The sequence below is a fragment of the Paenibacillus sp. 01T431 genome (assembly GCF_056398625.1).
This window is the reverse complement of sequence record NZ_JBFTPT010000008.1, coordinates 97,820-118,826: the sequence shown is the minus strand read 5'-3', so window position 1 is coordinate 118,826 and position 21,007 is coordinate 97,820. Positions and strand designations below refer to the sequence as shown.

General features: G+C 44.5%; 16 protein-coding genes. 8 read left to right on the top strand and 8 right to left on the bottom strand.

Annotated features, from left to right (window positions below; genetic code table 11):
- Positions 1-64: 64 nt before the first annotated feature.
- On the bottom strand, positions 65-496 hold the full coding sequence (locus AC1DM9_RS16300; protein WP_477581051.1) for an NUDIX hydrolase: 432 nt from the start codon (positions 494-496) through the stop codon (positions 65-67).
- Between the two features lie 182 nt (positions 497-678).
- Here AC1DM9_RS16300 and AC1DM9_RS16295 point away from each other — a divergent pair, with 182 nt between their 5' ends.
- Positions 679-4,656 (top strand): S-layer homology domain-containing protein, encoded by a 3,978-nt coding sequence (locus AC1DM9_RS16295; RefSeq protein WP_477581049.1) that lies wholly within the window; start codon positions 679-681, stop codon positions 4,654-4,656.
- An 84-nt stretch (positions 4,657-4,740) separates the two neighbouring features.
- Here AC1DM9_RS16295 and AC1DM9_RS16290 read toward each other — a convergent pair whose 3' ends face one another.
- The 7 genes from AC1DM9_RS16290 to AC1DM9_RS16260 all read right to left on the bottom strand — a co-directional run bounded on the left by AC1DM9_RS16290 (position 4,741) and on the right by AC1DM9_RS16260 (position 12,147).
- Positions 4,741-5,841, bottom strand: coding sequence for a PRK06851 family protein (locus tag AC1DM9_RS16290; RefSeq protein ID WP_477581047.1), 1,101 nt, complete (start codon positions 5,839-5,841; stop codon positions 4,741-4,743).
- 87 nt (positions 5,842-5,928) lie between these two features.
- Positions 5,929-6,780: a metallophosphoesterase gene (locus AC1DM9_RS16285; protein ID WP_477581045.1), complete on the bottom strand. Its 852-nt coding sequence runs from the start codon at positions 6,778-6,780 to the stop codon at positions 5,929-5,931.
- 144 nt (positions 6,781-6,924) lie between these two features.
- Positions 6,925-8,316 carry a sensor histidine kinase gene (locus tag AC1DM9_RS16280; protein ID WP_477581043.1) on the bottom strand — a complete coding sequence of 464 codons (1,392 nt, stop codon included), beginning with the start codon at positions 8,314-8,316 and terminating at the stop codon, positions 6,925-6,927.
- Entirely contained in the window at positions 8,309-8,956 is a 648-nt protein-coding gene (locus AC1DM9_RS16275; RefSeq protein ID WP_477581041.1) for a response regulator transcription factor, read from the bottom strand. The genes AC1DM9_RS16280 and AC1DM9_RS16275 overlap by 8 nt, the downstream gene beginning before the upstream one ends.
- A gap of 199 nt (positions 8,957-9,155) precedes the next feature.
- Entirely contained in the window at positions 9,156-10,253 is a 1,098-nt protein-coding gene (locus tag AC1DM9_RS16270) for an undecaprenyldiphospho-muramoylpentapeptide beta-N-acetylglucosaminyltransferase (protein WP_477581039.1), read from the bottom strand.
- Positions 10,250-11,236 (bottom strand): SDR family NAD(P)-dependent oxidoreductase, encoded by a 987-nt coding sequence (locus AC1DM9_RS16265; protein ID WP_477581037.1) that lies wholly within the window; start codon positions 11,234-11,236, stop codon positions 10,250-10,252. The genes AC1DM9_RS16270 and AC1DM9_RS16265 overlap by 4 nt, the downstream gene beginning before the upstream one ends.
- Positions 11,237-11,403: 167 nt before the next feature.
- Complete coding sequence (locus AC1DM9_RS16260) at positions 11,404-12,147, bottom strand: DUF4184 family protein (protein WP_477581035.1); 744 nt, start codon at positions 12,145-12,147, stop codon at positions 11,404-11,406.
- Positions 12,148-12,365: 218 nt separating this feature from the next.
- Here AC1DM9_RS16260 and rlmN point away from each other — a divergent pair, with 218 nt between their 5' ends.
- From rlmN to AC1DM9_RS16225, 7 genes are all read left to right on the top strand, one after another.
- Positions 12,366-13,469 carry a dual-specificity RNA methyltransferase RlmN gene (gene rlmN, locus AC1DM9_RS16255; RefSeq protein WP_477581033.1) on the top strand — a complete coding sequence of 368 codons (1,104 nt, stop codon included), beginning with the start codon at positions 12,366-12,368 and terminating at the stop codon, positions 13,467-13,469.
- 183 nt (positions 13,470-13,652) lie between these two features.
- The gene (locus tag AC1DM9_RS16250; protein ID WP_441878362.1) at positions 13,653-14,489 is read left to right on the top strand and encodes a YitT family protein; all 837 of its coding nucleotides are present in this window, start codon (positions 13,653-13,655) and stop codon (positions 14,487-14,489) included.
- A 97-nt stretch (positions 14,490-14,586) separates the two neighbouring features.
- Entirely contained in the window at positions 14,587-15,063 is a 477-nt protein-coding gene (gene greA, locus AC1DM9_RS16245; RefSeq protein ID WP_076266440.1) for a transcription elongation factor GreA, read from the top strand.
- Between the two features lie 281 nt (positions 15,064-15,344).
- Entirely contained in the window at positions 15,345-16,541 is a 1,197-nt protein-coding gene (locus AC1DM9_RS16240) for a ParM/StbA family protein (RefSeq protein ID WP_441878364.1), read from the top strand.
- A gap of 52 nt (positions 16,542-16,593) precedes the next feature.
- Entirely contained in the window at positions 16,594-16,965 is a 372-nt protein-coding gene (locus tag AC1DM9_RS16235; protein WP_076266438.1) for a hypothetical protein, read from the top strand.
- Between the two features lie 233 nt (positions 16,966-17,198).
- The gene (locus AC1DM9_RS16230; protein WP_477581030.1) at positions 17,199-20,003 is read left to right on the top strand and encodes a hypothetical protein; all 2,805 of its coding nucleotides are present in this window, start codon (positions 17,199-17,201) and stop codon (positions 20,001-20,003) included.
- Positions 20,004-20,027: 24 nt separating this feature from the next.
- Positions 20,028-20,975, top strand: coding sequence for a YbjN domain-containing protein (locus tag AC1DM9_RS16225; protein ID WP_441878370.1), 948 nt, complete (start codon positions 20,028-20,030; stop codon positions 20,973-20,975).
- Positions 20,976-21,007 lie beyond the last annotated feature (32 nt).

The following is a 21,007-nucleotide window of genomic DNA, read 5'->3' as shown; positions in this document are numbered from 1 at the left end:
ATGTGATATGAAAAAAAGTCGGTGCAGGGAATTCGCCTGCACCGACTTTTTTCATCGCCTTTCATTATTCGAACCACTGTCTCGGCCCTATCGTGTGGAAGCTCTCCGTCTGATCTGGATTCAAGGCATCTTGGATACGTTTATAAGTAAAGTCACTCAATGGTCTAGGCAGATCATCAATACTGTAGTACTGGCAGGCTGTAATTTCTTTATAACAAGGCTGAGGAGCTTGATTGTTTACCGTTTTGCAAATGAAAACAAAGTGGTGCATATCATGATGCGGCTCGTAGTATACACCCGTTAAGCGATCTACGGTTACCTCCAGACCTGTTTCTTCTAATACTTCTCTTCTCGCCGTTTCCTGCGCAGACTCATTTTGTTCGGATAACCCTCCGGGTATTTCCCAATTGTATTTTCCATAGTTATGTTTCACCAATAGAACACGATTTTCAGAATCTACGATAATAGCAGCCGCACCAACCGGTTTGTTTGACAATTAAAGTCCTCCTAGTTATCTGTATGATTAATGGCATTCTCTATACGGAACCATATGGAAAAAAGTTGCAGCGATATTTACAATACCTTCACCCTGAGATAATAGAGCAATAATATCTTCTTGTTATGATAAGGCAGTCATGTTTATGTGGATTGTCAAAATTGTTTACAAAGGAGATTATTATGAACTACGTCAACAAAAAGGTATTATCTATTCTGTTATCCTTGGCATTATTGCTTGGTTTGCTCGGAGCAGCCGCGCCATCCCCGGTCGCTGCAGCTTCAACGAATGAACCGGTGACGTTACTGCCGGGAAATTCGGTTTGGAAATATTACGATAAAGGTATAAATCAAGGCACAGTATGGAGATCTACTTATGACGATTCGGCGTGGAGCTCGGGCAGTGCTCCGCTTGGTTATAAGGATTCCGGCGCAATAATTAGTGCAGCAGGTTTTGGCGCATTGAAAACAATTGTAGATTATGGAACGAATAAAAGTAAAAAACCTCCGACGACATATTTTCGGACGAATCTGAATGTAGATAAGAACAGCGTTGATCATTATGGGCAGCTGCTAGCTACCTTTGCCATTGATGATGGTGCAGTGGTTTATGTAAATGGAGTAGAGGTTGTCCGTCTGGGCATGCCTGGAGGCGAAATTGAGTATTCTACATTAGCGACTTCAAATTTGAGTGATCCTGTTGTTTATCCAGATGTAGACCTAACAACAGCATTAAAGGCTAATTTAAAAGAGGGTAACAATGAGCTTGCTGTTGAGGTTCATCAGCAAAGCGCCGGCAGCTCCGATCTCTTCTTTGATATGAAGCTGATTGCTCTGCAAGAGGCACCTAAGGTAGAAGTAAGTAAAGTGACGGTCACTTTCAATGGTGATCCCGTCAGTTCCAAAGGATTTACATGGTACACGCCGTTGGATGTGAATCGAGCTAGTCAAAGTGATTTGCAAGTGGTAGAAAAAACTGGCGATACAGCAGATTTTACGAACGCAATAGCATTTACGGGTCGTTCAACCGTTGCTAACAATTCCTTAGGAGAGCTTGTTCATAAAGCTGAAGCGACGGGCTTGAAAGCAAACACGACATATTTCTTCCGTGTCGGTGATCAATCGTTGAATTTGTGGAGTAAGACAGGAACATTTCAAACCGCACCAACAGGCGGTGCGTTCTCCTTTATTGATTTAACGGATACACAAGCGAAGGAAGAGGACGAGGCGCAAACATCGGGCTCAACCATTGCTAAGGCGCTGGAAACTGTGCCAGATGCAAAGTTCGTCGTTCATAATGGCGATGTAGTTGAGAACGGAACATCCGAGCAGGAGTGGAATTGGCTGCTTGGACATTCACAACCAAGTCTGCTGAATACAACGATTGTACCTTCAGCTGGTAACCATGAAAATAAAAACTATGCGTTTTACGATCATTTTAATGTAAAGCAAGCTGAAAATTCAGCAACAGTAACAGGTGCTTATTATTCGTACGATTACAGCAATGCTCACTTTATCGTGCTGAATTCGAACGAGAGCTCAACTGAGTATGCGAATTTCTCAGTAGACCAAGTAGAATGGTTGAAGAAAGATGCAGCAGCAGCGAAAGCGGCAGGCGCGGAGTGGATCATCGTTAATATCCACAAAGGTCCATATACGACTTCAAACCATGCGACGGACAGCGATATTATGGGCGCTAACGGCGTAAGAAACAAAATCGCTCCACTCATGAATGAACTAGGCATTGATTTTGTGCTTCAAGGACATGACCATATCTTTGCTCGTACAAAACCAATTAAAAAGGATGGCACTGCAGAATCGGTTGAAAAAATTACAGAATCACTAAATGGACAAACGATTGAATACGCAGTAAAGCCTGACGGCACGATTTATATGATTCCAGCTACAGCTGGTGCGAAGGTTTATTTCAAAAACCAAGATGCACGGCTTGGCGATGCGTATTATAATCTCTTCGACAAAGCTGATGAAAATCATGCTCGCAAGTATGGTGAGACGACAAGTGCTGCACGTGGAAAGGTACAGAACTTCGTTGGCGTTAACATTGACGGAGGTAAACTAACAGCAGTTGTTTATGAAATTGACAAAAATATTGATGGTGGAAAACCATTCATCGTTGATCAATTCGGTATTACGAAGGAAGACAAGCCAGACTACAGCAAAGAAAAAGTAAGCAAGGTTACCGTAACTTTTAACGGTGACCCAGTAAGCTCGAAAGGTTTTGCATGGTACACTTCACTGCTTCTTAAAGGCAATGACCTGCAAGTGGTAGAGAAAACGAACGCAGCGCCAGATTTCACAAAAGCAATTAATTTTGCAGGTCGTTCTACCGTTTCATCCAACTCACCTTCTGAGCTTGTTCATAAGGCAGAAGCAACGGGCTTGAAGGCAAATACGTCGTACAATTTCCGTGTGGGTGACGCGGCACTGAATATTTGGAGTGAAGTAGGAACATTCCAAACCGCACCAGTAAACGGAGCATTCACATTCATCGACTTGGCGGATACGCAAGCCAAAGAAGAAGATGAGGCGAAGCTTTCGGCAGAAACGCTGGAGAAAGCACTAGCTACAGTACCAAGCGCACAATTCGTTGTGCACAACGGTGATATTGTAGACACAGGCACAAAAGAAGAGCAGTGGAACTGGCTGCTGGGCCATTCACAAGCAAGCCTGCTTAACACAACCATTGCACCATCAGCAGGTAACCATGAAGATAAGAACAATGCATTCTACGAGCATTTTAATATCAAGCAAGCAGAGAACTCTGCAACGGTAACGGGCGCATACTACTCGTACGATTACAGCAACGCACACTTTGTTGTGCTGAACTCGAATGAAACTTCGGCAAAATATGCGAACTTCTCCGAGGCGCAAGTCGAGTGGTTGAAGAAAGACGTGCAAGCAGCGAAAGCAGCAGGCTCGCAGTGGATTATTGTCAACATTCACAAAGGTCCATATACGACTTCAAACCATGCAACGGACAGCGATATTATGGGCGCTAACGGCGTAAGAAACCAAATCGCACCGATTATGGCAGAGCTCGGAATTGACTTTGTAGTACAAGGCCATGACCATATTTATGCCCGTACAAAACCGATCAAAAAAGATGGAACAGCAGCAGCAACAGAGAAGATTACTGAAACATTGAACGGTGAAAAGATTGAGTATACGGTGAATCCGGATGGTTCAATCTACATGATTCCTGCAACAGCAGGTCCGAAGGTATACTACAAGAATGCAAAACCAGCACTTGGCGAAGCTTATTACAATCTGTTCGAGCGTGCGGAAGAGAACCATGCGGCTAAATACGGCCCAGATAAGAACGACAGCACACGCCCTGTTCGCGGCCAAGTACAAAACTTTGTTGGCATCACGATCGATGGCAACAAGCTAACGGCAGTAACATATGAAATTGATCAAAGTAAAGACGATGCTAAACCGTTTATCGTAGATCAATTCGGTATTGTGAAGAAGGAAAAAACAGATCCGGGACCAGGTCCGGGAACAGGTCCGGGTACAAACCCAGAAACGAATCCAGGAAAAGATCCGGGAACTAACCCAGGTACAAATCCTGGTACAGGAACTGGCGGCGGTAATGAGTCAGAAGTTGTATTGAAGGATATTGCAGGCCACTGGGCAGCATCAGCTATCAATGAAGCTGTGAAGGCTGGTTTCGTTAAGGGTTATGAAGACAGCCAGTTCCGCCCGAATAAATCAGTTAATCGTGCAGAGTTTATCACGATGCTGGCTCGTGCGCTGAATTTCTCTGACTCAGGCAAAGCTTTAAGCTTCAAGGACTCTGATAAAATACCTGCATGGGCACAATCGTTTGTCACGCAGGCTGTTGAATCAGGTATCATTRGCGGATATGCTGATGGCACATTTGGTCCTGAGAAGGAGCTGTCTCGTGCAGAGATGGTCGCTATGATTGTTCGAGCAAGTGGAATAAAAGTAAATCCAAATGCTAAGCTTTCCTTTGCGGATTCCAAATCTGTTCCAGCATGGGCAGTTCCATACGTTGCAACCGCAGTAGAGGCGGGACTTGTTAGCGGCGTTGGCCAGAACCGTTTTGCTCCTAATCAGATTGCGACTAGAGCAGAAGCAGTAGCACTCATTATTGGTTTGCTTAACAAAACGAAATAATTATATCTTTTATTCAAAAAAGCCTGCAGGTTTCACCAATCGGTGGAGCTTTGCAGGCTTTTTATTATGAAAAATACATGTATGTTAACGAGCGGCAGCGGCCAAAATATTGCCGATTGCTTGCTTCGCTTCATTTTTGATTTGTTCAAGTTGTTCGTAATCAACAGCTTGCGTATACAATTGCTCCCATTCATCTTGCAATGTCTTGGCTAGAGCTAGCTGCTGAACCGATGTTTTGATCTGCGCAGCGTAACGGTTTTTTATTTCGGTAATGGTATCTGAATGCGCTTCATCTGTTCCAGGTGTAATGCAGCTGGCATACATATCGATAATTTCATCACCTGAACGATCGGGAAAGTACTCATGTGGCGCTGTACTGTCGAAAATTGCGAAGCCAAGCTCACGAACGATGACCATATCTAAGCTGTTCGGATCGAAGCCGCAATGATAAATCTCAACATCCAGTCCGCGATCGACCCCGGCTGCAGCTATTTTTTTGAGCATGGTGGATTTGCCTGAACCAGCTCTGCCTTTAACGAAATATCGTTTTAGACCATCCGTCAGATTCGGGACAAAATCGAATGAGCCCTTAGCTGTAGCAGCGCCCAAAAAACGGTGATCAACACGACTTGTTTTCTCCAGCCTGCTATCGCCATAGAATGTATCGATGTACGAGGCTGTCAGCTCATCGGCTGCTTGGAAATTCATGTTCTGAATATAGACGGTCTCCCAGTCGTCATGAATACGAAGCGCCTCAGCAAAGCCAGCATAAGCTTGATCGTACGCCTGCGTAATTTGTGTACTTAAAATCTCGATCTCTGGCTTTAGCGCTTGCAGCTCTGCTGCATCTGCGGCCTCGCCGAGATGAATGTATTGAACGGATGCTCCTAGCAAAGCGGGATCAATAAAGCGCGGCGGTGTTCCGTCAACGAGACCGAGCTGGAGTGCGGGAACGATGAGTCCATCTAGCGAGCCATTGTCGAAGGGGGAGTGCAGCAGCCAAATGTCATAGCCACCCTGCGCGATGTCGTCAGCGATAGAACGAATGAGGTTTGATCTTTCTAAAGCAGGTCCTTCTTTCAAAATAAATAAGCGCTCCAAATCTTGCAAAGACGAGTCGAACAGGCTGGTCAAGCCGCGAGCTGTATTTCCGTTCACATAGAAGTTTTTGATGATTCCAGTCATAACCGTCACACCTTCCTAGGCTAATGTCATGCTGCATACTCCATCGTATTATTTCCATGTTGAATTGGTGCTAGTATCCAATTCTCTTTATTGTGCCTTTAACGTAAGAACGGTAAGCTCTGGCCGGCAATGAAAACGAACGGGAATGCGTGTCATTCCTATCCCGCGAGTGGTGTATACTTGCAATTTGCTTTTCGGTACCTGATACAAACCGGCAGTATATTTGCTCCCGTAGGGAGGTGTATACAGTGCCCCGACTAAAGGAATACGTACTTGTCCGCCATGACTATGGCCTGACAATTGCAGGTCGACCGGATAACGGGCATACTCATCAGCAAAATCCGGCTCATGCGCGAGCAGAATGGTACTGGAACCGTCCGGAATGCCTTGCAAAGCCTGATCGATATTTGGGTGTCCAACCATCGGATCATCGACCCCGGCAATATAGAGCTGCGCTGAGCCCTTTGTTAACGCGACATGCTGGTTATCGAGCACATGGAATCCAGCTTTTGATAGCCCTCTGGTAACTGCTCTTCGAGTGCCGAAGGCATCGTGATTGCCTAGAACGGCATATTGCCCAAAGGGCGCTTGCAGCTTCGAGAGCTTCGAGAGGAAGGTTATGGCTTCCGGCATATACGCGGTGGATTGATCGAGCAAATCACCTGTAAAGCAAATAAGGTCTGGTTTTGCCCGCCTAACTTGCTCTGCAAGCTCAGTCAGCAGTTCAGGTTTAGAATGAAAGCCGAGATGCAGGTCACTGAAATGAACGATGCGAAAGGAGTTGAAGGAGGGAGGCAGTTTTGGGATGGCAACCTTCACCTGTTTAACCTCAATCCAATACGGCTCAACTAGATGCGAATATACGCCGGATAAACCAGCGGTTCCCATCAGCCCCAAAGTTAAATGCAAGCTCTTCTTCAAAAACGTCCGTCTACTCATAGGTGCTGRAGTTGATTGCATAATGCCTCCATTTTTCCTTTTTGATGTCTTCCAATGATGATCTGTAAGTGCAATCATAGTCCTTTTTTGTTACGCCAATGTGACAAAAAAATAAGGCACCGCAACAGGGTTGTCGCAGTGCCTTTAATTCTTACTCGTATCTATAGGCAACGAGAAATAAAATGTAATTTCCTCGTTTTCGATATGAAAGCCAAACGGTGCTTCATGCTTTTGCAAAATCGTTCTCGCGATCGATAAGCCTAAGCCCGTTCCGCTAAGCTGTTTGTTGCGGGAGCTCTCCATTACGTAAAAGGGTTCCCATATCAAATCCCATTGTCGCTGCTCATCATTTTCAATCCCATTCGTGATCGAGAAATGTAAAAAATCATCTTTATTCAGAGCAGTAATACGAATTTGTTGATTGGTTGAATATTTCATTGCATTGGAAATGAAATTGTTCAAAACCATCTCTATCTTCTGCTCATCAGCGAATATATGGTGCTGGTTTAGCAAGCTGTCATCTACAGATAGCTGAATAACTTCCTGTTGAATGGAAAAACGATATTTTTGCAAGGTTCGATGGAGCAGCTGTTTGAAATCAAAGGTGTTCATCCGATATAGGTCGGTTTGCAGCTTAGAGAGCTCAAGCAGCTTGCCCACCAGCATCGCAATGTCATCGGTTTGCTGCTGGATAACATCAATATAGGTACCGTCGTCCATTCCGTCTTTTATTCCTGAAGAATAAGCCTTTATTAAGGATAGCGGGGTCTTCAGTTCATGCGAAATGTTGGCTATAAACTGCCGTAAATTCTCATTTCTTGCTTCCAGCTCATGATGGGCATGCTCTAATTTATCACTCATTTGATTGATGCTCTCTGCTAAGGCTTCAATTTCATCGCCCGTACGAATATGAACCTTGGTAAACGATAAGCTTGAAATGCCTTCAGCTGCATCTTGTATTTTGGCAAGCGGTCGAACGATGCTTCTTGTAAAAAGCGCTGACAGGATGATCAGCAGCAGCAGCTCGCCTGCATAAGTATAGAGGGTAAATTGATTAACGATGGTTAATGTTTCTGCCGAGTGGGATATCGATTCACCGACTACAAAAACGATCTCATCTTTTTTCATAAAGGTAACGAGAAAGCTGGATTTCAGCTTCTCTTGATTGTAAATTTTTCTGACCATTTGATATTCGTTAAGCTTCTCAAGGCTTTCATTCGTGATCCAAAACTTGCTCAGCGTAATGCCTTTTTTATTTAAAAGACCTATAATTGTTTCATTTAGCGCATTCAAATTTGCTGTGACTGGTGTGTTTACAATGGTAACATCGTATTTGTTCTCAAGAGCCTCCATATTGCGCGATAACTGCTTTGTATCCATGGCATCAAGCTGCTCAGTTATAGCTGCAAGGGCATGCTTTTTTTTGTACAAAAGATATTTGGGCAAGAAAAACGAATTCATCACAATTGAGAAAATAACGACGATACAGAACACGAATAAAATGCGCCCAATCAACTTTTTGTTTAGCTTATTCATGCGGTTCTTCCAGGCTGTAGCCCATTCCTCTATGTGTTCTGATCAAATGATCGCCGATCTTTGCTCTAAGCCTGCGGATATGTGTATCGACAGTTCGTTCTTCGCCAAAATAATCGAACCCCCAAATACGATCGAGCAGAGCTTTCCGTGAAACGATGATCCCTCTGTTTTCAATGAGATACTTCATTAAGTGAAACTCTTTATTCGTAGCCTGCAGGTCGGTCTCATCTCTAAAAATTTTTTGACTATCGATATCTACTTTTATATCTCCTATCGAAATTTGATTGTCCATATGAAGCAGCTTCTTTACTCGCAAAATCAATATACGCGGGTCAAACGGTTTGCTGACATACTCATCTGCTCCAGATTGAAGGGCGATGAGCTCATCCTCGTCTTCCCCTTTTGCCGTCAGCATCAATACCTTCGTTTTGCTTTGTTTTTTGATTTCTTTGCATACCTCAATACCATTTACTTTAGGCATCATCCAATCTAATACTGCTAAATGGATGTTGTTTGAATAGAAAATGTTCAGCGCCTCCTCTCCATCCTGTGCTAGGAAGGTATGAAAGGCTTCTTTCTCAAAATACGCTTTTAAAATCTTGAGCATAAAGGGCTCATCATCGGCAATTAATATATTCATTAAAGGCTCCTTCCCAACAATGTAGAGAGATAGAATACGTAAGGAATATGATACCTGTTATTAGAATAAGCTGTACATCTTGTTTTTGTTTCATACCAGCGGAGCCTCAGGTCAAGCGGCCGTAAGAAAACCATAACTAAATACGACAACGACAATGAGAAAAAATAAGACAACCAAGCAAGCAGCTATTTTCATCTTATTATAAACCTGTCTCGTTGATCAGCTCTTCTCGGTTCCCGGCCTCTTTAATCAGCTCCATGATTTTAGAGGCACCTTTCCCATTTTCAAAGCTGCTCATATGCTCGGCGTATACGAATCGGTGCTCATACAGCTGCAAAACCGCCTTAACAAAGCTTTGAGCGGTCATTTGCTCTTGAAGGAGCAGCTTGGCAAAACCGGCCTGCTCAAAATATTGTGCATTCATAAGCTGCCCCGTGCGGCTTCCGCCTCTCGTATGCGGAATAAGCAGCATTGGCTTATGCAGCGCAAGCAGCTCCATAATCGAGTTGGAGCCCGCACGCGAAATGACAACATCCGCCATCGCAAGTAAATCCGCAAGCTCCTTGCTAACAAATTCAAATGCTCTATAGCCAGCCATCGAGAGGGTATGATCAACCTTGCCTTTGCCGCAAATATGAACGATTTGAAAGGTGGCAAGCAGCTCATGCCTTGTTGTTTTCACCATTTGGTTAATGCTGTCTGCCCCTAGGCTGCCGCCCATAATAAGAAGAACGGGCTTATCGGAAGTAAAGCCGCAAGCATGGAGCGCACGCTGAACGTTATCGGACTTTAAATTTTGCTTCAAAATTGGACCTGTATATACGGCTTTTGAATCGCGATAATCTGCTCCCGTCTCCCGGAAGGCCGTACACATCGTTGATGCAAACGGGTAGGAAATTTTATTAGCAAGCCCCATATTCAGATCGGGTTCATAAATAACGACAGGCACCTTATTAAGCCTTGCTGCGAGTACAACGGGGACCGCCACGAATCCACCTTTTGAAAAAACAACACGTGGCTTCCGTTTTTTGATGAGCCGGTAAGCTTGGAAAATGCCGCGAACAACTCGGAATCCATCGATTACATTTTCCCATGCCCAATATCGTCTCAGCTTACCGGTTGAAATGGGGTGGTACGTCACCTCTTCGTAGTCAGAAACTAGCTTTCTCTCGATACCTTGCTCTGACCCAATATAATGAACATCCCAATTTTGTTCCAAACACAGCGGGATGAGTACAAGATTGCCTGATACATGACCCGCAGTGCCTCCACCAGTCAATACGATTGTTTTTCTCATGACAAAAACCCGCCATTTTTCAGCATTTCTTTTATTTCAGGTTTGCTCATCAGTACATGATCCGAATGGTAATGATCGAATTGCACGGGTGTACGACCGGCGTAAGTTTCATGTAATCCATCGATTGGGAATGGAGGCAAAATGACATAATAGTCCTCATCCAAATGAATGGAGCTCATGCTTTCGAGTTCGGAAATCAACGATTCACACATACGCTCACCAAGGCGAGCGCCTGTCTCGCAGATTGGAATGTCGGATGCCGCCAGCTCCTCAATTAATACCTCAGCGAGGTCCTGTATGCGGCAGCCTTGCATTCTCATGACGTAAACCTCACCACCGCTGCTCTCATCCGTTGCTTTGAGCAGCAGCGATACGGCTTCTTCCAACGCTAAGAAGAAACGAGTCATTCTTTTATCGGTTAGGTTAATCTGCAATCCCTGCTCAATTTGTTGTTTAAAAATAGGCACCACGCTGCCTGTCGATCCGAGCACGTTGCCGCTGCGCACACATACAAATTTGGTCTTGCCCTCTCTTAAATTAGCATGGACGATGAGCTTCTCGCCGATGGCTTTGGTCATGCCGTAGGTGCTCGATGGATGGGAGGCCTTATCGGTTGAGACGTAAATGACCTTCTCCACTCCATTTTTGATCGCGGCTTGAATGACATTTTGCGTGCCAATTACATTCGTTTTCATGGCACTGTCCGGCTGCTGCTCACAGATTGGCACATGTTTTAAGGCAGCTAAGTGATAAATATAATCCGCCTGTTGGCACGCCTGCATGAGTTCATATTTATCGCGTATATCTCCAATAATGAAGGTTAACTTGGGATGATGATGAAATTCGTGCATCATTTCGACTTGAAGCGCTTCATTTCGGGAAAAAATACGGGTTTCCTTAGGTTCTCTCTCTAACAGCCGCTTTACGAGCTCCCGCCCCCAAGACCCTGTTCCTCCGGTAACGACGATCGTTTTATTTTTCAAAGCTTGTTCCTCCCGTTTATCTGAACGATGAATAAGAACAAGCATAAAGTTTGAATGTTACACCAATATGGCAAAAATCATTTACGGCATTAGGTCATGCGATAGCGGTTCTATTTACAAAAAAAATAAGCCCTTATCAGGAGAGCTCATGCTAAATTGGGATAGACTCATTTTCTCCTATACAGACGATGAACGATGCTGGCCAGGAGAATGCCGAGCATAAACCCTGAAATCGGAGCTACAACAGCTATCCCGATATAGTTGGAGCTGGACGTGAGGATAAGCTTTAACGCTAAAGTCAGCAATGTACAAAATAAAACAATTGCCCAATATACCATTTTGAGTTTTGTGGTAGCGCCTGTATAAGCGGATTCCATTTTAGCTTTATTTATAAAGCGGTATAACAGCATTGCTTCTATAATTAGACCGACGATGGATAACGATCGCTGAAACCATTTGTATAGCGGTATTCCGGCAATTGTTTCACGAAGAACAGGGAATGTAGTAACGAAATTGCCTGAATAGTGCGTGCATGCATCGATTAAAAGATGTGAATAAAAGCCAATGATGACGGAAACGAGGAACACCAGCCAGCTCTGCACCGTGTTAAGTTTCCATCCATGGGCGAGGCTGTAGGCTTTACGATCTAAACTCCCAAGCGTAGGCAGGTTTATGGCTAAGGGTATTTTTACAACATAATGAAACAAATAAGCGAGCATAATGCTCAGCGGTATGGCTTGATAGATCAACCCGCCAAAGGAATGGCCAATCGTCTGATAAGGCTCAAGCGCAATAAAATATTCAAAGTCAGGAGACATACTCCCGAGAATAAGACCAGTTAAGCTAAAATAAGCAGGCTTTGCCGCTTTTAAAGGTGCAATATATAGCGGATGAGCAAAGGTGAACGGCAATTCGGCACCTCCTAATGGGTCTATTTTAAAATAGGAAGACGGTACTTTTAAAAGAAATGTAACATATAGGCCAAGGGAGGGGCATTAACATAATAATTGGGCGCTTTCCCCCCTTGTTTTAATGAGGTAATTTTGGGACAATAATAAGCAGATTGTTTGTTTCGGCCTACTAGCTAGAATAGGGCTGCTTTTTAGCAGTTTTGAAAAGAGGATTAGTTATGACTAAAGCATCTATATATGGATTAACGTTTGATCAGCTGACAGAATGGCTGAAAGAACGAGAGTATACAAAGTTTCGGGCATCACAGGTTTGGGATTGGCTTTATCGGAAGCGTGTAACGGCTTTTGAGGATATGACGGATGTGAAGCAAGAGATCATTCAGCTGCTTTCCGAGCATTTTGTCATTCAAACGCTTACCGAGCATACGAGGCAGGAATCAGCGGACGGAACGAATAAATTTTTGTTCAAGCTGCATGATGGCAATTTAATAGAGACGGTATTGATGAGACATAAATTCGGCTTATCGGTTTGTGTGACGACACAAGTGGGCTGTAATATTGGCTGCAGCTTCTGTGCGAGCGGTCTGCTTGCAAAGAGCCGTGATTTAACGGGCGGAGAGATCGTGGAGCAGATTATGAAGGTTCAGCTTCATTTGGATCAGGCGCAGAAGGGCGAGTATGTCAGTCACGTCGTTGTCATGGGCATCGGCGAGCCATTCGATAATTTTGAGAACATGACAGACTTTATCGGTGTAATCAAGAGCCAGAAGGGGCTTGCGATCGCTGCTAGACATATTACCGTATCAACGAGCGGCTTAGCGAACAAAATCGTGGAATTCGCCGATTCGGACCTACAGGTTAACCTTGCCGTTTCCTTGCATGCACCGAATGATGAGCTCAGAACACGTATTATGAAAATAAACAAAGCGATTCCGATTGCGAAATTGATGCAATCCATCGATTATTATTTGGAGAAAACGAATCGGAGAATTACGCTTGAATATATTTTGCTGAAGGACGTTAATGACCAAAGAGAGCATGCAATAGAGCTTGCACAGCTTATTGGTCATAGAGGTAACCTGGCGAATGTAAACCTCATTCCCTACAATCCGGTGGATGAGCATAGTCAATACCAACGAACGGATCGCGAAACGGTGCGAGCTTTCTATGATACGCTTAAGAAACAGGGTATCAGCTGCAGCGTTCGCCTTGAGCATGGTACGGATATTGATGCCGCTTGCGGACAGCTGCGGAGCAAACAGATCAAAAAATCCAAAGAGCAGAAATTGGGACAAGAAAGCGCAGCAGCAGCGTCCCTCTAGAAGCGTATCATACCTTTGCAGCTGCTGCTTTTAAAAGATAATCATGTGAATAATATGAGAACACCTTCTAAAAGAGGTGTTCTTTTTATTTGTTTATCCAGCCATTTTTTCTGAATATTTACAATTTCGGATAAGATGGACATACTACGATCATATATTTTTAGATAAGAAGGGTGTATGCATATGAAGAAGAGAATAATGGATGTCATTACAATTATGGTTGGCGCACTTATTTTTGCATTAGCAATCAACTTATTTGTTATTCCGAACGAGTTTGGCGAAGGCGGGGTTACCGGGATAACGATTATTTTATATTATGTTTTCGGATGGGCACCATGGTTAATGAGCTTAATTTTCAACTCCTTCCTGCTCATTGTAGGCTACCGTTTTCTGGATAGGCAGACGGTAATTTATACGATCGCAGCGGTGCTTTTCCATTCTTTATTTCTCCATTTAACAGCAAACTGGAGTATTCAATCCGATGAATTAATCGTAAATGCGTTGTTTGGCGGCTTGTTTGGCGGAGCGGGAATTGGGCTCATTATCCGCGTTGGAGGCACGACTGCAGGAACAACGATTTTGGCACGTATTGCGAATAAGTATTTGGACTGGAACATTAGCTATGCCTTGTTGTTTTTTGACTTAATCGTCGCGTTCTCCTCTTATTTCATTATCGGTGCCGAGGCGCTGATGCTTACTATTGTCATGTTATACATCGGTACCAAGGTGATGGACTTCATCATTGAAGGGGTTAATCCGAAAAAAGCAGTCACCATTATTTCCAAGGAGCAAGGCAAAATTGCTGAGCAGGTTAATGTGGTCATGGATAGAGGAGTTACCGTTATTTATGGCCGCGGGCATTATACAAAAACGCCGCAGGAAATTTTATATATCGTCATTAGCAAGCAGGAACTGAGTCAGTTGAAAAAAATTGTGAAGGCATGCGACAAAAATGCGTTTATTACGATTCATGATGTGCGGGACGTATTTGGCGAAGGATTTATTGATATTTCAAAATGATTACAGCGATTGGTATAAAAAAGAAGGTCGTGGAATTTCGCTTATTTTCGGGATATAGAGTAAAATTAAAACAAGATAGCAGATAGGAGTTGTTTAAATGTCGAAAGACGAAGTAATTTTGACGCAAGAAGGCTTAGAGCAGCTGCAAGCTGAGCTGGATGATCTAAAATATGTGAAGCGCAAGGAATTGGCTGCGCGGATTAAACTCGCGATCAGTTATGGCGACTTAAAGGAAAACAGCGAATATCACTCAGCCAAAAATGATCAGTCCTTCATGGAAACGAGAATTCTTATTTTAGATAAAATGCTGAAGAAGGCTCGCGTGATCGAAGCGAAGACCTTAGACCTATCAAAAGTAAGCATCGGTTTAACCGTCATTTTAAACGATATCGAATTTTCTGAGAAGATCGAGTACAAAATCGTAGGTACTGAGGAAGCAGATGTTGCGGAGAACAAAATTTCCTACGAGAGTCCACTGGGCAAAGAGCTGCTTGGTCAGACGGTAGGCAGCATCATTAACGTAAGTGCTCCTATGGGTGTTATTAAATACGAGCTTCTCGAAATCAGAGCATAATTCATTATCCTATAGATCATTTCATCACAGCTAATCCGCCTGAAGCGGGTTAGCTTTTTTTGACGAAAAAGGGCAGAAACGACAGCATCGTTAAAGAACCGATCGATACAAACATATTGCGACAGAAACAGATGAGAAAAGATTAACGGGCATTGGGACTATAGCTTGATGTAAACTAATACTTTGTATGGCAAAGTATTACCATGACAGTTGCAACAAAAAAACATAATCTTTGGAAGCTGTACAAGTTTCCAAAAACCTTTTCTAGGAGGAAAGCCATTATGAACTATCATTTCTTTGTAGGTAACGATAACGGAAACAGTGAGCATGATCTTATCATTGACGGCAAGCTGGTTCAGCAGCCTAATGTAAATTGTACGGTGGACGAGCTTCCATGGAGCGAAGAGCAAACACCAGAGAGCTTTATTAAGAATTTGCAGGATCAGCTGGTCGTAACCATCGATTCGCCATCAGCAAGACCAGGGATGTACTATGTCGGGAAGTTCGCTTTAGAGAGCGGAGAAGTGTTGGACAATCTGCAAATCGGAATTGATCTGAAGAGCGATATGGATTTGCCGGTTATCAATACGCTTGCCCAAATTGCGGCGATGGCTGTTCAGAAGGCGTACGAGGAAGAGAAAAAAATACCTGCACAAATCGATGTGGAAGTAGATATGGCAACGGCGCTTCCGGTTACGCAGCACACGGATGAGACCTCTGCTAAGTTTGAGAAACGATTTACGTCTGGCTTGCACCATGTGACGGTTCATTTGGGCATGCAGCGCGTAGCTGTAAAAATCGTGTTCCCGTTTGCGAAGGTCGTTCCAGAAGCCACTCCGGTTATTTTCACGCTGCAGAAGGATACAGCAGGCGGCTGGAGAGAGGGCGAAATCTTTGGAGATTTCCTTGAATCCTATGAAGTAGATAAGAAGTTCAACGGCAGTTATTTCAAAGACAAACGCATTCTTCATGTGGATATCGGAGACGGCTCTACGGAATATCCGATTACGGAGGGTAATAAGTTTCTGCGTCAATTCGTGCATGGCAGCCATCATGGCGCCGGTTATGCGATTGAAGAAGCGCTGCAGGAGTTTAACCGACTCATTCATTTGGCGGACAGCCCGCGTCAATTTTTCAGCGATGTCATCAAAAATCCTAATCATAAATACCATGCACGTGCGCTTAAGACATTAAGAAGACCGCTTGAGAGCCAGGTTAGACAAATCGTGCAGCATGTCAAAAAACAGCTGACCAAAGCACGCAATGAAATCGATCTGATTTGCGTTTACGGCGGCGGAAGCATACTTATGCGCTCAGTACTCTACGGACAGCTGAAAGAGCTGTGTACGGAAAGAGAGATGCAGCTGCTTTATATTCCTGCTGAGTACGCAGTGCAGCTGAATGCAATGGGTCTTGATGCATTTGTGCGTGGCAAAATCTATGAGGCATTAAAAAATAAAGCGGTTCAGCCTGCATAAGCTTGTTCATCAGGTTGAGGTATAATCTAACGGATTCTGGTAGGTGAGAGGTATGAAGAAAACAAAACTGCCCGGTGAAAATATAAGCTTGAAAACCAAGAAATCAGAGGATCCCTTAATTATGCTTTGGTTGAATTCACAATCGAATCTCATGGATTCTCTTCGATATTTGGTTGAAAATGAGATCGCCGTAAACGGCGTTCGGAATTTGCAAGCTTTTGTTCCGATGGAGAGAAGTCGATTGCAAGGCTCATCGGCCTTGCAGCAAGGCAGCGAAATCAGTTCTCCATTAACAGGGGAGGAACAATTGTCAGCAGCGATCGCCGAAGTTAGCGCCGCTGTCACTGCTCCCATTCCTGACCCAAAAGCTTCTCCGGTTGTAGAGGAAGAAATTGATGATGATGATATTGAAGCATGGAGTTAATGGAAAAGTGGTAATATAGAGAATTACTTAGTTATGTTATGCATGACTAAGTAATTCAAAGTATTACCTAATAATACAAAACACCACTAAGGGAGGTTTGATCATTCCTTGTGGTGTTTTTTTACGTAAAACAGTTCTTTAAGTCTAGTAACCCTAGTGTATAATAGTAATATGTTCCATTTATTTTCATCATATCCGTTTAGTATATAAGACTATATAGAGGTGGGCCGTCCATGCCTTTTTTCTCACGAAGCTCGAATCCAACCGTTGCTAAACCAAAACCAGCTCCTCCAGCGCAAAGCACTGCGCCTGCGCAGCCACAGCAATCACCTCAATCACCGGCTGTGAATCCTGGGCAGCTCCTGCAATTGCAGCAGACGGCAGGCAATCAGTCTACGAGTGCACAAGTAGGCGGAGCTGCGACTGCCCCTCAGAAGTCACCTAAAGATGTGCGAAAGGATGAGCTCAAAGCAGATCGTGATGCGCAGGTCACTGTCAAACCACAGCAGCTCTTTGATGGGCTTATTCAGCAAACGAGTCAGCATATACATACGTTCTTAAATAGTGATAAACAAACAGCATCGCTAAGAGCCAGTCTGCAGGCTAAAGCCAAGACGGCGGTAGAAGCGAATATCGATCAGAATGGTGTAGCAGAGGCTCATGAGAAGGCAGATGAAAAGCTTTATGCTGCAGAACATGTAGCTGCCAAAGGCATCGTATCCGATACGTTAAAGAAATATGCGAGCGATACTGTCGTGAGCAAGCTTCCATCGAGCCAAAAGAGCCTGCTGGCGAATAAGTTCATTGAAGGCTATAACAAGACGGAGGCAAGGCCTGAGGTTCCTTTAGCTAAACAAGTGTTAGCTGCGAACGCACAGGCGACGAGGGAGGCAACTGCTGAGGCTGAACGGTTGTCTAATGTATCTCTTGCACAGATTAAAAAAGATGCTGTGGACAAGGTTAAGCAAAGTGCAGCATTTCTCGATAGCAGTGTAGACGTTGGCGATTTGGGTAAGGCAGAAGTGGAAAATCGGCATCAAATGGATAGTACGCTTGTTCAGCCAGCTGTTATTAATACGGTTTATACAAATAAGCTGTATGAACCCATCAAGGAAGCTGTCGTTATGAAGCTCGGCGTAGGACGAGGCGCTTGGCGAAGATCCAAAGAACTTAATGCTTTTCGTCAGAAGATGAAAGATGCTGCGCGAGAGCAGTCGAGAACGGATATTGACAATCAATTGGACACGAATGCACTAACATCGGGCAAAACGCAGCTCGATAAGAAGTTTACCGGCATGATGGCAAAGAAGGAAGCACATGCAACCTCCAAGGGCTCTGTCGATGCAGCTATGACCACTGAGGCAGTCAATATCACGAAAAGAGTGCTGCCTGAAGGGGATATTAAGAAGCTGCTGAAAGAAGCAGCACAAACCTCAGCATATGGCGTAGCACGTACAAACGCTACGGGTGTAAAAGTAAATGAAGCTGCTTTAGTTGGTGCTGAGAAGAAAGCGATTGAACTGCTGAAGAGCAAACAAACCGAAGCGGTGAACGCTGTTCGAAGCATTACGAAAGGCGATAAAAAGGTGCCAGGCTCGAAGCCGGATGCTGCGCAGCTTGCGGCACTTGCTGAGAAAACGAAGGAGCAGGTTACGGCGGATGATATAGCCGGCAAAGCCATTAAAAAAACAGTAGAGGCTCCTACGCTAAACAAAGGGCTCTTCGTCATAGGCAAGGTGCTTGATCTTGCCGCGCCGAATATTGGCGACTCCAGCTCGTTCAGCTTTGATTTGAAAATACCCGTTCATGCTAGCGGCGTCTATGTTCTGTTCGGACTGGCAGGCTCGGTAGGCAGGGAAGATAAAGAATTAACGATGGCCGCTGAAATTACTTTCGGAGCTGGCTTCCAGTCGTTTGGTTTCGACGCCAATTTCCGTGCGGGCTTCTTCCTAGAGAGTATAGGAACGGATTCAGCCGGTGTCATGAATTTAACCTCGTACGGTATGTACAGGCAAATAAGAAACATTTCCGATAGGGCAGCGGATTATCTCTGGGGTATGGGAGGTAAGTCCGGTATGGCCGAGGTCGAAGAAGCAGAAATATGGGCAGCTATGATCGAGGAAAAAGAGCTGCAAAAAGCAGGCAATCATGTTGATATTGGCTTGACCTTTAAAGGAGAGGTTGAAGCGAATGCTGGGGTAGCCGAAATGGGAGCAGCCCTTGGCTACAAGTTCTTAGGCCGCTTTGACAAAGAAGCTCTTGAGAAACAATCGCCTAACGGATTTGGTGGAGCAACGGATCTGACGAAGCTGAAGGAAAAGGCAGCAACCCTCCGCAGAGGTATGAATGTACATGTTATGGAGGCCTCTGCCGAAGCGAAGGTGAAGCTGGGCGGCAACGACATCGGTTTTGGACTCGAAGCCGCAGGTTCCGTCATCAATAATAATTTGAGATCGCTCGAAATTACAGCTAGCGGCTCTATTCCATTCCAATTCGGTGAAGATGCGGGCGAATGGGTCAAGATTGCATCTAAAGTAGCGACACCGGTAGCAGGCTCGGCCAAAAATCTCGTTGGCCTCATTACTAGCAAAGTGAAAAAGGATAAGGACATGGTGGCGAAGGGTGCAGGATCAGCTCTGGATACTGGGACGGATCTGTTATTTGTAGTTCCGCAGTTTGAAGCAGCCGGCAAAAGCCTTGCCTCAAAAATCCAAGGCGACGAAACCGTCAATGATACGATTCGCGGTTGGCTATCAGGGGATTCAAGTGCTAGCGCGATTGAACAAGGCAACAAAATAGCGCTCGCAAGCTCGCTAGATTTGAGTATCGGGTTTAGCAAAAAGTGGGATAAAGATAATAAGTCCAAAGGCTGGGAAATTGCATTGGAAGTTACGCAAACGAAGTCATTCGAAGTGGAAGCGGGCATCGTGAATGTAGCGGTAGAGAAGTCCAAGCGGCTTGGAAAACTGCAATATGAGCAGGATGCGAGTGGATCGGGATCCATTTCAGGAGAATTGGCAGGGCACGAAATAGGTTAACATTTGCTAGGAGTGATCGTAGTCATGTCCAAACAACATAAGTATACGGGAGATACAAGCATTACTACAGAGCTGCCGATAAATTTCCATACGCTGACGGGAGAGTTAGCGCCTGCTGTCTTGCGAAAAATTAATTTTCAAAGCTTCGAGGAGTCGCTTTCTTGTCAGATGATGATCGAGGTTAGCGGCCAAACTTATCAAGATATTATGGAGAACGAGTGGTTTAACTTATTCGCCAGCATGAGGACAGGCAGCAGCGCGGTTATGGATGAGAATCAGCCCGTGGAAGTTCATGTCGCGCTAAGGCCAAGCTTGACGAAGCTGGTTGCACAGCATGGATTCGATGCAGAGGCTATATTTGACAGTGTGCGCTCAAGTACGGAGCCAACGAGCAAGCTGCTGAGCTTAAATCATGCCGAGTGCTGGCTCGCGCTGGAATTAAAGCAAAGCGTTGTTTTGCCTGAAGCATTGAAGGATGAAGGCGTCTTAAAGATGGGATTCAGGACGGCGTGGGCTGCAGAAATGGATCAAGGAAATTCAGTACCCGAAGAGCCTTCTATTGCAAATGGGGCTTTGAATGAGCATATCACATCATTTCTAACGGACAATGAACTGAAATATGAGGTGATAGACGATCAACTGTACAAGCTTATATTTACTAGTAGAGGCGAAAGCTGGGTTGGTCTCATTCGGATCGAGGAGGTTCAGGATTATTGCGCGGTTTATTCCGTCTATCCGGAGCTCGTCCCTGAGCATCAGCGCCAAGAGCTTGCCTTGTTATTATTGAACGAGAACATGGACCTGCTAAGTGGCAGCTTCGAGCTGGATGATGAGGATGGCGAGTTAAGATTCCGATCCTCCTATTATGCCGGGAAAACGTATGATTCTGAGGTATTCAGCAGAATACTCGGCAATCACCTTGAAGCGGTAGAATCTTATTTCTCTGAAATTCGTGAAGTGCTTAAACGCTAATATCATCGATAACCAAAGGGCTGTTTGCAGGA

What these genes read in the sequence shown, in the direction of transcription:
- AC1DM9_RS16275 (WP_477581041.1), bottom strand. Translation starts at nt 8,956, where the DNA reads ATGAATATATTAATTGCCGATGATGAGCCCTTTATGCTCAAGATTTTA.
- AC1DM9_RS16285 (WP_477581045.1), bottom strand. Translation starts at nt 6,780, where the DNA reads ATGAGTAGACGGACGTTTTTGAAGAAGAGCTTGCATTTAACTTTGGGG.
- AC1DM9_RS16250 (WP_441878362.1), top strand. Translation starts at nt 13,653, where the DNA reads ATGAAGAAGAGAATAATGGATGTCATTACAATTATGGTTGGCGCACTT.
- AC1DM9_RS16230 (WP_477581030.1), top strand. Translation starts at nt 17,199, where the DNA reads ATGCCTTTTTTCTCACGAAGCTCGAATCCAACCGTTGCTAAACCAAAA.
- AC1DM9_RS16235 (WP_076266438.1), top strand. Translation starts at nt 16,594, where the DNA reads ATGAAGAAAACAAAACTGCCCGGTGAAAATATAAGCTTGAAAACCAAG.
- AC1DM9_RS16270 (WP_477581039.1), bottom strand. Translation starts at nt 10,253, where the DNA reads ATGAGAAAAACAATCGTATTGACTGGTGGAGGCACTGCGGGTCATGTA.
- AC1DM9_RS16290 (WP_477581047.1), bottom strand. Translation starts at nt 5,841, where the DNA reads ATGACTGGAATCATCAAAAACTTCTATGTGAACGGAAATACAGCTCGC.
- rlmN (WP_477581033.1), top strand. Translation starts at nt 12,366, where the DNA reads ATGACTAAAGCATCTATATATGGATTAACGTTTGATCAGCTGACAGAA.
- AC1DM9_RS16240 (WP_441878364.1), top strand. Translation starts at nt 15,345, where the DNA reads ATGAACTATCATTTCTTTGTAGGTAACGATAACGGAAACAGTGAGCAT.
- AC1DM9_RS16225 (WP_441878370.1), top strand. Translation starts at nt 20,028, where the DNA reads ATGTCCAAACAACATAAGTATACGGGAGATACAAGCATTACTACAGAG.
- AC1DM9_RS16280 (WP_477581043.1), bottom strand. Translation starts at nt 8,316, where the DNA reads ATGAATAAGCTAAACAAAAAGTTGATTGGGCGCATTTTATTCGTGTTC.
- greA (WP_076266440.1), top strand. Translation starts at nt 14,587, where the DNA reads ATGTCGAAAGACGAAGTAATTTTGACGCAAGAAGGCTTAGAGCAGCTG.